Source organism: Rhabdaerophilum sp. SD176, assembly GCF_030143245.1.
In the GTDB taxonomy this organism is placed as follows: Bacteria; Pseudomonadota; Alphaproteobacteria; order Rhizobiales; family Beijerinckiaceae; genus Rhabdaerophilum.
Genome location: NZ_JARJNS010000010.1, coordinates 17,589 through 30,063, shown reverse-complemented (window position 1 = coordinate 30,063; position 12,475 = coordinate 17,589). Strand labels below are relative to the sequence as shown.

10 protein-coding genes are annotated in these 12,475 nt (G+C 65.8%); 7 read left to right on the top strand and 3 right to left on the bottom strand.

From position 1 onward, the window contains the following. From P0652_RS17880 to P0652_RS17870, 3 genes are all read left to right on the top strand, one after another. Positions 1–846 (top strand): ABC transporter ATP-binding protein, encoded by an 846-nt coding sequence (locus tag P0652_RS17880; protein WP_502947551.1) that lies wholly within the window; start codon positions 1–3, stop codon positions 844–846. A 67-nt stretch (positions 847–913) separates the two neighbouring features. After that, positions 914–2,236 (top strand): MCE family protein, encoded by a 1,323-nt coding sequence (locus P0652_RS17875; RefSeq protein ID WP_284180253.1) that lies wholly within the window; start codon positions 914–916, stop codon positions 2,234–2,236. Between the two features lie 57 nt (positions 2,237–2,293). Further along, positions 2,294–2,854 carry an ABC-type transport auxiliary lipoprotein family protein gene (locus P0652_RS17870; protein ID WP_284180252.1) on the top strand — a complete coding sequence of 187 codons (561 nt, stop codon included), beginning with the start codon at positions 2,294–2,296 and terminating at the stop codon, positions 2,852–2,854. Positions 2,855–3,118: 264 nt separating this feature from the next. Here the strand turns inward: P0652_RS17870 and P0652_RS17865 are convergent, their stop codons facing one another. Next, complete coding sequence (locus tag P0652_RS17865) at positions 3,119–8,122, bottom strand: apolipoprotein A-IV repeat region-like domain-containing protein (protein ID WP_284180251.1); 5,004 nt, start codon at positions 8,120–8,122, stop codon at positions 3,119–3,121. Between the two features lie 276 nt (positions 8,123–8,398). On the opposite strand from P0652_RS17865, the gene P0652_RS17860 reads away from it, so the two are divergent. The 3 genes from P0652_RS17860 to P0652_RS17850 all read left to right on the top strand — a co-directional run bounded on the left by P0652_RS17860 (position 8,399) and on the right by P0652_RS17850 (position 9,985). Then, positions 8,399–8,776 (top strand): Hpt domain-containing protein, encoded by a 378-nt coding sequence (locus P0652_RS17860; protein ID WP_284180250.1) that lies wholly within the window; start codon positions 8,399–8,401, stop codon positions 8,774–8,776. A gap of 82 nt (positions 8,777–8,858) precedes the next feature. Next, the gene (locus P0652_RS17855) at positions 8,859–9,179 is read left to right on the top strand and encodes a 2Fe-2S iron-sulfur cluster-binding protein (RefSeq protein WP_284180249.1); all 321 of its coding nucleotides are present in this window, start codon (positions 8,859–8,861) and stop codon (positions 9,177–9,179) included. Between the two features lie 83 nt (positions 9,180–9,262). Then, a complete protein-coding gene (locus P0652_RS17850; RefSeq protein ID WP_284180248.1) occupies positions 9,263–9,985 on the top strand; it encodes a cytochrome c biogenesis CcdA family protein in 723 nt (240 codons plus the stop codon). Positions 9,986–9,989: 4 nt separating this feature from the next. On the opposite strand, the gene P0652_RS17845 is transcribed toward P0652_RS17850, so the two are convergent. Beyond that, the gene (locus P0652_RS17845; RefSeq protein ID WP_284180247.1) at positions 9,990–11,231 is read right to left on the bottom strand and encodes an MFS transporter; all 1,242 of its coding nucleotides are present in this window, start codon (positions 11,229–11,231) and stop codon (positions 9,990–9,992) included. A gap of 191 nt (positions 11,232–11,422) precedes the next feature. Here P0652_RS17845 and P0652_RS17840 point away from each other — a divergent pair, with 191 nt between their 5' ends. Then, complete coding sequence (locus tag P0652_RS17840; protein ID WP_284180246.1) at positions 11,423–11,848, top strand: universal stress protein; 426 nt, start codon at positions 11,423–11,425, stop codon at positions 11,846–11,848. Here the strand turns inward: P0652_RS17840 and P0652_RS17835 are convergent. Beyond that, a complete protein-coding gene (locus tag P0652_RS17835) occupies positions 11,835–12,428 on the bottom strand; it encodes a hypothetical protein (protein ID WP_284180245.1) in 594 nt (197 codons plus the stop codon). The two genes, P0652_RS17840 and P0652_RS17835, sit on opposite strands and share 14 nt — an antisense overlap. Between the last annotated feature and the right edge of the window lie 47 nt (positions 12,429–12,475).

Here is a 12,475-nt window from a genome sequence, read left to right as displayed (position 1 = left end):
ATGAGCATTTTCAGCCGCCCCGCCCCCGCCAATGAACGCCCCGATCCGCCGCCCGAACTCGGCTTGCCGATCATCGAGATCCGGGATCTCACGGTGGGATTCGGCGAAAGGCTCATCATGGACGGGCTGGAGCTGGATGTCCGGAGGGGCGAGATCCTCGGCGTTGTCGGCGCTTCGGGCACCGGTAAATCCGTCCTGCTGCGGACGATCATCGGCCTTGTCCATCAGCGGAAGGGCAGGGTGCGGGTCTTCGGGCATGACATGGGTCAGCTCACCCCGCAGCGCCGCCGGCTGATCGAGCGCCGCTGGGGCGTGCTGTTCCAGCACGGCGCGCTGTTTTCCTCGCTCACCGTGAAGCAGAACATCCAGTTCCCGATGCGGGAATATCTCGATCTCTCGGAATCACTGCTCGACGAGATGGCCATGGTGAAGCTGCGCCTTGTCGGCCTGAAACCCGAGGCTGCGGAGCGGTTTCCCTCCGAACTCTCCGGCGGCATGATCAAGCGCGCGGCGCTTGCCCGCGCTCTCGCGCTTGATCCTGAAATCGTGTTCCTCGACGAGCCGACTTCCGGCCTCGATCCGATCGGCGCAGCTGATTTCGACGAGTTGATCGCCACCCTGCAGAAGACTTTGGGCCTTACCGTTTTCATGGTAACGCATGATCTCGATAGTCTTGCGGGCATCTGTGACCGTATTGCCGCGCTCGGGGATGGCCGCGTTCTTCACACCGGACCACTGGATGAGATGAAAAAGCAATCCCATCCCTGGCTCCAGGCGTATTTCAACGGACCGCGCGCCCGCGCGAGCCATTTCTACACGCAACCGGCCGGCGGCCGGACAACGTGAAATTCAAACGCATTTTCAGGGCAACCGGTATCCGCTGGCCTGACGATGTCCTGGAACGGGGAGCCTGATGGAAAACCGCGCGAACTATGCCCTTGTCGGGCTTTTCACGCTGGCTGTCATCGCCGGTGCCTTCGGGTTCGTCTACTGGTTCAAGCGTGCGGGCGAAAACGGTGACCGTTCCGCCTATCGCGTTGTCTTCGTCGGGTCGGTTTCCGGCCTGTCAAAAGGTTCCGTTGTCCGGTTCAACGGGCTCCGGGTCGGTGAGGTGACCGCGATCGAGATCATGCCCGCCGATCCCGGCAAGGTGATGGCCACGATCGAGGTCGATCGCCAGACGCCGATCCGGACCGATACCCGGGCACGCCTTGAATATCAGGGGTTGACCGGCGTCGCCTCCGTGCAACTCACCGGCGGCGCCGGCAACGCGCCCGCCCTGACCAGTGCCGATCCCAGTGGCCGGCCGCTGCTCTTCGCCGATCGCTCCGACTACCAGGATATTCTCGAGACGCTGCAGCGGCTTTCCGGGAAGATCGATTCCGTGCTCACCCGGGCGGACAGCCTTCTCGCTCAGAGCGAGGGGTCCGTCGTCGCCACGGTGAAGAATGTCGAGGCTTTTTCCAAGGCGCTCGCCGACAATTCCTCCGGCGTGGCCTCCTTCCTCGCCAATGTCGGCGAGATGAGCCAGAAGGTCGGTTCGCTCTCGCTCCGGCTTGAACGGTTCGTCGATCAGGCCGAAGGGCTGGTCCGGGCAGTGGATGCGAACGAGGTCAACCGGGCCGTGCGGAACATTGCCGCCTTCTCGGAAGCCCTCGGTGATGGGCGGCAGAACGTCACGGCCCTGCTCAACGATACCGCGCAACTGGCGAAGTCGCTCAACGCCAGTGCCGGCAAGCTGGATACCGCGCTGGACGAGATTTCGCGCGTCGCCCGCGCGCTGGACAGCCAGAAGATTGCCGGCACACTGGATGGTGTGCAGAAATTCTCCGATGCGCTCGGCCGCAATGCCGAAGGTGTTGACCAGACAATCCGGGAGATCGGCCGCATCACCGAAAAGGTCGGCCAGGCAGCGAACCGGCTCGACAATGTGATGGCCGGTGCCGAGAAGTTCCTTGGCTCGGGCCAGGACGGACAGATGTCCGGGCTGATGAGCGAGATTGCCGAGACTGCGAAGAGCATCCGTGTGCTGGCGGCCAATCTCGACAAGCGGACCACCGAGATCACGGCTGGCATCAACCGCTTCACCGGGCCGGGCCTCCGGGATATCGAGGCGCTGGCCGCCGAATCGCGCAAGGCAGTTTCCGATCTCTCCCGGGCGGTGCGCTCGCTGGAGCGAAACCCTTCGCAATTGCTCTTTGGCGGCCAATCCAATATCCCCGAATACAGGCGGTAGGGCTTGGGAATGGTTGGTCGCGTGCGATTGGTTTCGGGGAAGAAGGCGGGAGCGTTCTTGCGCATTGCCGCTCTGGGCCTGCTGCTGGCGGGCTGCGCATCCGGCGCAGCGCCGACCACCTATGACCTGACGGCTCCCGGCGATATCGGCGCTTCGGGCCGGGGCCGCGGCCTTCTTGTCGTGGCCGAGCCGCTGGCGCTGCAGGCCTTCGATTCGCCGCGCATTGTCATCACCACGCGCGAGGGCAGCATTGCCTATCTTCCGGATGCACAATGGGCCGACCGCCTGCCGAAGCTGTTGCAGGTGCGGCTGATCCAGACATTCGAGAATGGCAAACGTATCCAGGCGGTCGGCCGTCCGGGTGACCGGCTGGTGCCGGCGGCGCAGCTGAATTCCGAGATCCGCCGGTTCGGGCTCGATGAGCGGACCGGCGAGGCCGTGGTCGAGGTGTCGGTGAAGATCGTCAATGACCGCTCCGGCCGGATCCTGGCCGGGCAGGTCTTCTCCCAGCGCGTGGCCGGTGGCGGCGTTTCCGGCGCGGCCGCGACAGCGGCGCTCGACGTGGCCAACCAGGCGCTGCTGCGCGATATCGTGCGCTGGGTTTCCGCCCGCATCTGAGCGCCGCCAGTCTGGTGCGAGGCCTGACCTTGCCGAGCGACGCGGATGCCAACCCTGTCGGAATACCGGACAGGTTTTGGCTGATTGTCCTAACAATCAGACAGCGCTTGCGGCGCCTGAAGCGGGGGCATGGAACCGCCTTCGAGGGGCGGCCGCAGCCGCCCATCTCCAGACATGCCAAGGGCGGCCGAAGCCGCCCTTTTTCATTTCGGGGGACGGCCGCAGCCGCCTGTTTCCGGGTTCACCCGTCCCCGGCCTGTCCGGTCAGCTGTCGAACCGACCGGCCGCATGGGCCAGCATGGTGTAGACCTTGCCGGTTTCCGAGGTGAGGTAGGTGCGCGCGACCAGCGAGTCCCGGTCATCGCCGGCCACTTCGCCGAGCAGGCGCTCGAACTGGTCGACATAGGCATCCACCGTCTTGCGGAACTCGTTATCCCGGCGGTAGCGGCGGCGGATATCCTCGTAGGCTTCCTGCCCCTGCATCGTGTAGAGGCGCCGCGTGAAGACGTTGCGCTCGCCCTTGCGATACCGCTCCCACAGGTCGACCGCCGCTTCGTGATCGATCATCCGGGCGATGTCGACCGAGAGCGAATCCAGCGATTCGATCCGGCTGGCAGAGGGCTGGTCCGGCGCACGCGAACGGGCACCGGGCATCGGCGCCTCGTCATCGGAGGCGCGCTCGAGGAGGCCGCTGAGCCATGACCCGCCCTGGCGGGGCGGTGCGGGCTGCGGGGCCAGCGGCCGCTGCGGGCGCAGTTCGGGCCGCGGCGGCGGCGGGGGTTCCGGGCGGAAGGCCGGCGTTGCCAGCCGCGGCGGTTCCGGCTCGGCGCGGCGCAAGGCTGACGGCTGGGCCGTGTCGAGCCCGGCGCCCGAGCGCTGGACGATGTCGCTGAGTTCGTTCAGCGCGCGGACCTGGTCGGAAACAACGCGACGAAGGTTTGTGCTGGCCTCGCGGGCCTCCCGCGGGATTTCGAGACCGCCAGTCTGGAGGACCTGACGGGTCGTCTCAAGTTCGCGCTGGATCTCCTGGGAGGCCTGCCGGAATTGCTGCGCCGTAGCGCCGAAGCCTTCCAGCGCGCGCTGGAACAACGTCGTCATTTCCGTATTGGCCTGCTCATAGGCGGCACGCAGGCTCGCGGATGTCCGTTCGCGCTCCTTGCCGCTTTCGATGCGCACGCGCTCGAACTGCGTTCCAATGGCATTGGCAGCGGTTTCGGCCGTTTCGTGGACCAGCGTGCTGGCCTCGCGGGCCTTGGCCTGGGCGCTGCCGAGCTGCTCCTCGACCAGAGCCGAGAAGGAGCGCAGCATCGAGTCGATATCCTCGACGCGGTTCTCGAGCGTTCCGGCAAGCGCCTCGAAGGCCTCCTGGCGTTCGGCGAGCATCCGGGTGATCTGCGTCTGGGTGCTGGCGAGATTGCCGGTCAGGGTCTGCAGGGCTCCGGTCCGTTCCTCGAGGCTGCGGGCAATCGTCTCGCTGTGATTGAGCACGTCGCCGGAGGCATTGCGGATGGCCTCGACCTTGAGCGCCAGCGCATCCGATCCCTCGCGGGAGGCCGAGAGGATCGCAGCCAGGGTGGCTTCGAGACCGCGGATACGGTCCGCGATCCGGGCCTCGACCTCGCCGAGGCTCTGGCTGGCCGAGCCGACAATCGTGCTCAGCAGCTGGTTCGCATCGGTCAGGCGGCCCAGCAGGCCCGACACCTCATTCCTGAGCTTGTCATTGGCCTCGATAATATGGCCGAGCGACGTTTCCGAACCGGAGCTGATGGCGGCATTGAGCTCGTTGAGCGAGCGGGTGACGCGTTCGGTCAGTTCGCCGGTGGCGCTTTCCATCCCGGCCAGCAGCGTCTTGGAGCGGGCATCGAGCGATTTCAGGAAGCTGCCGCTGCGCGTATCGAAAGCCTGCGCCATCTCCTCTGTCTTGCCGGCCAGGGCCGTCGAGAGCGCTTCGGCGCGGGCGATCAGCTCGCCGCCGACATCGCGGCTCAACGTCGTCAGGCTGCGCTCCACCTCGCCAGCGCGGACGAGGAGGGATTCCGCGCTCTGGTTGATGCGGTCGGTGATGCGCGAGGCGGCGCCATCGGTGCGGCTTTCCAGTTCGCCGATCTGGCTGGAGAGCGGCTGGACCACTTTCTCCTCGAAAATCTTGATCCGGCTTTCGAACGAACCGCCGATTTCCGAACCGCTCTCGTTGATGACCTTGGTCAGCTCGATCGTGCGCAGGGCCAGAACATCGCCGAGCGATTTCGCGCGGCTGTCGAGGCCGACTTCGATGCGGTTCAGTAGGCTTTCGAGCGTCTTGGTGACGTCGCCGGTCCGCTCCTGCAGGGTTTCGGTGAGCAGGGCAGAACGGTTCACAACCGTCGATTCCAGCGAATCCGCCTTCTCGACGAAGATGCGTTCGAAGGCCTCGAACTTCTCGCTCAGGCCGGCGGTCCGGTCGTTGACGCTTTCCGACAGGCGGACGGCATTGTTGGCCAGCGCCTCGTTGACGCGCGCGCCATGGGTCGAGATGGCCTGCACCACCTCGCGGCCGGAATTGGCCAGGCGTTCGGTGGCGCTCGTCGCTTCCTGCTGGAAAGCGGCGCCAAACGTGGCGATTTCCTCGCGCAGGCCGCTGCTGGCTTCCTGCGTCCGCTCGGTGATCAGCGTGGCGAGGCTTTCCGACGCGATGCCGAAGGCTTCGTTGGCCTGCGTGATCCGGGTCGAGATCAGGTCGGCCAGCGAGATCCCGCGTTCGACGAGGGTTGATTCGAGGTTGCTGGTCTGGCTCTTGAGAGCGTCCTCGATCGAGCCGATCATCTGCTCGACATTGCCGGCCAGCGTCTTGGCCTGGCTGTCGAACAGGGTAGCAATGCGGTTGGTCGAGTTGTCGAGATGCGCCTCAACGAGGTTGGTCTTGGCCTGCATCGTGTTGCCGAGCATCTCCGTTGCATCGCCCAGCGTGCGGTTCATGCCCTCGGCGTGATGCGTCAGGATATCGGCAAGGCGGGCCGTGCCGGAATCGAGATTGGTCTCGATCAGGCCGGCATTCTCGCGCAGGGTCGATTCCAGCGAACTGGCGCCGCCGAGAAGGCGTTCGGATAGCTCCGTGCCGCGCAGGATGATGGTTTCCGCCACCCGCGTGCCCTGTTCCTCGATGATCCGGCTGGCTTCCATGCCGCGGTTTTCCATCGCTTCGATCAGCTCGCTCGAGGCATTCCGCATGGCCTCGTTGATCTCGATGGCGCGGGCGCCGACCGTCTCCATGATCGAGCGGCCATTCTCGGAGAAGGCCGAATTGACGATGGCGGCGGTCTCGTCGAACTCGGTCTTGAGGGCCAGGCCGGCCTCGCGGAAGGCGGCCGTCGAATTCTGGAGGCTTTCCTCGATATTGCGGGTGGATTCCACAGCGACGTGCTGGAATCGCATGGTCGCGTTTTCCGACACGTCCCGGAAAACCGTCGTCGCCTGGTTGCTGGCCTCGATGAGCCGGGTGGCGGTGGTCTCGCTCGTTTCCTGCATCATGCGGGTCGAGGAATCGGCCGCAAGGGTCAGCGCGTTGACGATTTCCGAGCTTGTTTCCCGGAAGGTGGCGGTTGATTCCTCGGAGGCTTCCCGCAGGGTCATCGTGGAACTGTCGGCCACTTCGCGCAGGGTGCGGGTGGAGGTATCGGCCACCTCGCTCAGCGCGCGGACGGTCATGGAGCCGACGTCCTGGAACTCGTTCACGAGGCCGGACGTCGCCATGCGGAGGGCTTCGGTGGTCTGGGCCGAGACATCCTCGATCGCCGCCGTCGCGTTGCGGGTATGCTCGATCAGCGTTCCGGTGAAGCTGGCCGAGGTCTGGTTGATCTCGCCGACCAGTTCCTGCCCGGTGCGGCTGAGCTCGTTGACCAGCTCGGAGCGGGCCTGGACCAGCATGTCCCCGGTTTCCCGGGTGACGCTGCCCAGCTGGCCGGCGAGTTCCTTCGTGCGCTCGGAGATGAGATCACCGAGATGCAGGGCGGTGCGGTCGAGCGTGGCGACGATCTCGTCCTGCTTGCCGCCGATCAGGAAGCTGACGCGCCCGCCGGCATCCTCGATGGCCGAGGAGATCGAGCCGCTCGCCTTGGTGATATCGGCCGAGAAGCCGTGATGGGCGGCCTCGATCGTCGCGCGGATGCGCTCGGCCGTGGCCATGATCGCCTCGCGCTCGGCCGAGAGCTCGTTCACGAGGGCGCGCATCTTGTATTCGTTGTCGGCATAGGAGCGTTCGAGCGCGGTCACCTCGCCATGGACGAGGCTTTCCAGCTCGCCCGCACGCGAAACGGCCCGTTCGATGCCATCACCGATCGAGGAGACTTCCCGCCGGACCGCCTGGCCCAGGGTAAAGACGGTTTCGGCACCGGCCACTTCCGGTTCGGCAAGCCGCGCGGCCACCGTGGCCATGACGCGGGCCGACGTCTTCAGTTCGCGCGAGCGGCGCTGCAGGATCGCCATCGTGAAGAAGAAGAGGACGGGGACGATAACGGCAAGCGCAGCGAGAACCAGCGTGCCTTCGATCCCGCTGCGCAGCGCGCCGGCTGCATCAAGCAGGAAGCCATCCGGCCGCGAGAACAGGAATCCTGCCCCGCCGAGCCAGAGCGCGGAAAGCAGGGTGGCCAGCACGAGCGGGCCACGCGGTGCGGCCTCGTTCAGCGGCTGGAGGAGTTCGGCCACCGTGGCGCGCATGTCGTCATTGGCGGGCAGGACCGGCGCCGTGCGTCCGCTTCGGGCGGCCGGCCGCGGCGCGGTTTCCTCGGGCTCGAGGCGTTCCGGCATGGAAGGCGGCGGCGGGATCTGCTGGTTGGCCTGCCGGCGAGCCTTCACGCCGGCGAGGACGGCATTGTCGCTGGCGGGTTTGGCTGCCGCGTCGCGCTCGGCCACAAGATCAGGGGTTGCCGGCTTCGCCTCGACGGGGGCTTCGGCAGCGGGCGCGGCCGTCTTCGCAGCAGGGGCGTCGGGCACCTTGATGTCCGGCGCCTTTGTTTCGGCCCGGGTCTCGGCCTTCACGTCCGGCGCCTTGCGCTCGGCTGCCTTGTCGCCGGCCTTTGCAACCGGAGCCGTCGCTTCAGGCGTGGCACTCTCAGGCTCGACCGGCTTGAAGATGTCGAGATCCTCGACGCGCGGCAGTCGGGGCGTGCCGTCAGCCGCCTTGTCTTCCGCGGGGGGTGTGCCGTCGGCAGGGCCGGAAGAAATGCCCAGGGCCTCCTCGATTGCCGAAAAGGCGGCCTCGGCCGGATCCTTGCTTTTCTTGTGTGTCGACATTCCCGATCACCCTTCAGTCGCCGTGCCGGACCACCCGTCGGACAGCGCGACGGCCACGCCCGGAAAAACCGGGCATTCCACCAGTTGGACAGCAGTTTACTTTTCCGCAGCGCGAACGGAAACACAAACTGTTAACGATCTGCAAACTTCGTTAACGCCCTCGTCACCCTGTTCGAAGGACATCCCGCCGAATGGCAAGCATTTCGCCGGCCATTAACGGGTGGAGCGCCATCCTGCCGGCAGAGGCAAGCAGCCTGGAACGGGGATTTGGGTTTCATGCACCATAAAGGCGGGATTCCCGGCGAATACGCCGCGGCATCATTCGAACGACCGATCGATCTCGTGCATCTCGCGCGGCAGACTTTGGGGGATCGCAGCCTGGAGCGCGAGGTGCTGAACCTCTTCGTCGTCCAGGCGCGCTCGATCCTGACGCAGATGGAACTGACGCCACCGGGCAAGCCGCGTCTCGAACTCGCGCATACGCTCAAGGGGTCAGCACGGTCCGTCGGTGCGTGGCATGTCGCCACCGAGGCGGAGGCCTGCGAGGCCCTGTTCGAGGCAACGGAGGCCAGCTGGCGGGGCGCGATCGAGCGGCTGGGCCTTGCAATCCGGGCCGCCATCGTTGCCATCGAGGATGTCCAGCAGGCCGCATAACAGGTTTTTTTGCCTCTCCCCCCTCGTCAACTGGCGCGGGGCGTCCTATTCCCCGCTGACCTTTCGTCAGTCGGAGCAGGGCATGGCCAAGATTACCTTCGTCGATTCCTCGGGAACCCATCGCAGTGCCAATGCGGAGAATGGCGCCACCGTGATGGAAACTGCCATCCGCAACTCGATCCCCGGAATCGAGGCGGAATGCGGCGGGGCCTGTGCCTGCGCGACCTGCCATGTCTATGTCGACGAGGCCTGGGTAGCGGCTGTCGGAGCTGCAGCCCCGATGGAAGAGGACATGCTGGATTTCGCCTTCGATGTCCGGCCCAATTCACGGCTTTCCTGCCAGATCAAGGTCTCGGATGCGCTGGACGGGCTTGTCGTCCATACGCCGGCGCGGCAGGCCTGAGGCGCCGCGACACGCGGTCGTGATTTGCCGGTGACAGGCCGGATGGGGTCTGGCTCGGGAAACAGCTCCCGGGAGGGCCAATCATGCAGACCCTGTTTCTCGCCTATCTCGCCGGAGCGCTGACCACGCTCAATCCCTGCGTGCTGCCGATGATCCCCTTCGTGCTGGCCACGGCGCTGCGCGAGGGCAGGGCGGGGCCGCTCTGGCTGATGGCGGGGCTGAGTGTCTCCTTCACGGTGCTGGGAACGCTGATCGCCTCGATCGGCCCGGCGATCGGCCTGTCACAGGACGGGATCCGGATCACCGGGGCCATCATCATGATCGTGATCGGCGCCGCGATGCTCGTCCCGCAGGGGCAGACGGTCTTTGCCACCGGCCTCGGCCCCTTGGCCGACCGGGCCTCCGGGTTGCTGGACCGGCTGGCTCTGTCCGGCCCGCAGGGACAATTTGTAACCGGCCTGCTGCTTGGTGCCGTCTGGAGTCCCTGCGCCGGGCCCAGCCTTTTCGCGGCGATCGGCCTCGCGGCGCAGACCGGCACCGTGTTGCAGGCGGCGATCGCCATGGCCTTCTTCTCGCTGGGCGCGTCGAGCGTGATGCTTGCGCTGGCCTATGGCACGCGGGAGGCGCTCGGCCGCCGCAAGGCTGCCCTGATGGGCTTCGCCACCTCGGGCCGGGGCAAGCTTGTCTTCGCGCTGGTTTTTCTCGCCATGGGGCTGATGATCCTGACCGGCCTCGACAAGCGGATCGAGGCCGGGCTGGTCAACGCCATGCCGGACTGGCTGGTGGAATTCACCACGCGGTTCTGAAGCGTCACTCCGCCGGGCGCGGCGCCACGCCGGGCTCGGGGCGGCTGAGGGTTGTCTCGTTGCCCGGGCCCGGATCATGCGGGACGAGGAACGAGAGCAGCAGCGAGGTGGTTGCGATACCGGCCCCGAGCATGAAGACGAAGCTCGGATTCTTCAGCCAGATCAGCCCGAACGTCACCGGAATCACCACGGCGGCGATATGGTTGATCGTGAAGGCGCAGGCCGCCGTCGGGGCCATATCCGCCGGATCGCCGATCTTCTGCATATAGGTGCGCTGGGCGATGACCAGCGTCGAGAAAATCCCGTCGATCACGAACAGCATCGCGGCGAACCAGCCGGCGCTGGCCATGGCATAGCCGAGAAAGACCACGATCAGCGTGATGTTCTCGAAGGCAATCGTCCGCCTTTCGCCCCAGATTCCCACCAGCGCGCCGAGGCGTGGCGCGGCGAAGGTGTTGAGCGCCGAGGTGACAAGCATCAGCAGCGCGATATCGGGCACGCGGAAGCCGAACCGTTCGACCAGCAGGAACCCGGCAAAGGCGGTGAAGATCTGCCGGCGCGCGCCATTCATGAAGGTCAATGCATAATAGAGCCAGTAGCGCCGGCGGAGCACGATCGTCTTGCGTTGCGGCACGTCGCCGTCAAACTTTGCGAAAAAGCCCAGGCAGAGGATGGTCAGGCCCATGCAGACCAGGCCGATCAGCCCGAACAGCAGGGGGAAGCTCTGGTAGCCGGCCCACCAGAGCAGGGCGAGCCCGCCATAGACCAGGAATTGCGCCGAGGCGGCGGCTCCGGCCACGCGGCCGATCATCCGGGGCGCATCCTTTTTCGGGAAGAGCTGCAGCGAGAGCGACTGGTTGACCGTCTCGAAATAGTGGAACCCCACCGACATGATGAAGGTGGTGACCAGCAGGCCGGTCAACCCGGGATAGAAGCCGGTCAGGGCAATCCCCCCGGCAAGGATCAGCAGCGAGACATAGGCCACGACCTGCTCGCGCATCACCAGGAACCAGAAGATGGCGGTGAAGGCGAGGAAGCCGGGGATTTCCCGGATGGTCTGGGCGAGGCCGATCTCGGCGCCGGTGAACCCGGCTGCTTCCTTGGCGAAATTGTTGAACAAGGTCTGCCAGCCGGCAAAGCCGAACATGTTGATGAAGGCCAGAGCCATCAGGAAATAGAGCGGTTGGCTGCGCATCCGGGCCAGGAAAGAGGCCGGGGGTGCGGCGGAAGGGTCGATCGCGGACATGGGGACTCGCGGGAGCGGGAGATGTTGCCGCGAGATCACGCCGATGCCGGGGTGGCGTCAATTGTTTTCTTGTCCGGGATCGCTTTCTTGTCCCTGATCGCTTGATCCTGAGCAAAGCGGAGCGGGCGCGGCGGGTCTACGGTTTCCAAGTGTCCGGGCACCAGGGTGGTGCCCTCCCGGAGGACCATGCCATGTTCAAGAAGATTCTCGTTCCCGTTGATCTCAACGAAGCGGCCATCACGAAATCGGCCCTTGATGCGGCCAAGGGCCTTGCGGCCTCTTGGGATGCCGATATCCGCCTGCTCTACGTGATGCCGGTCGTGCCGGCGAGCTACATGGAGTATGTCGCACCGGAATTCGAGACACAGGAGAAGGAGCGCGTCGAGGCGGAGTTGCGCGGCCTCGCCGAGGGGCTGGGTCTGCCGGCCGGGCGGGTTTCCACGGCCGTGCGCCATGGCGGTGTCTATCACGAGGTGGTGGCCGAAGCCGGCGACAGCCATTCCGACCTGATCGTCTGCGGTTCGCACTGGCCGACGCTGGCCACCTATCTGGTCGGTTCGTTCGCGACCACCATCGTCCGGCACGCCACCTGCTCGGTGCTCGTCATCCGGCAATAGGGGCGGCAGGAAGCACCCTGTCGGGCACGGCATCGGCCGGAAAGCTTCCCGGCCGGTTGCGCGTCAGGAAGCTCGTCAGCCAGAAGCCGAAATAGACCGCAAGGCCGAGGCAGGCCAAGGCCACGAGGCTGGAGCCGTTCGAGGCAGCGAGGCCGGCACTGGCCACGAGCGCTGCCAGCAGGCCGAATCCGGCGCCCTGCATCAGCCGGTAGCGGAGGAACGAAATGCCACATTCGAGCTTCAGCCCCGGGTTCTTCGCGGCCGCACGGGCGATGAGTTCAAGGACAAAGCGGCGGAAGCCCTGATCGAGCCGCTCGGTCTGGACCAGCGAGATCCAGCTGAGATTGTCGAAGCGCACCGAGGCCCCGTCTGCCGCGCGAACCTCGCAGACAAAGACCTGGCGGGCGGAATTGCGCGGACTGAAATAGAGCCGGATCCGCTCGATCCGGTCGAGTGGATAGGTCTGCTGCGAGCGGCCGCGCTCGGCGCTCAGGCTCGTGGCGGTCAGGCGCAGATCGAGCGAGGCCGTGAACGGCTTTGCCCGGTGGGAATAAAGAAAATCCTGTAGCGCTTCTGCCATGGAGCCCCTGCTTCAGCCGTCGAATGCCGCAGTTCCATTGCATGTTC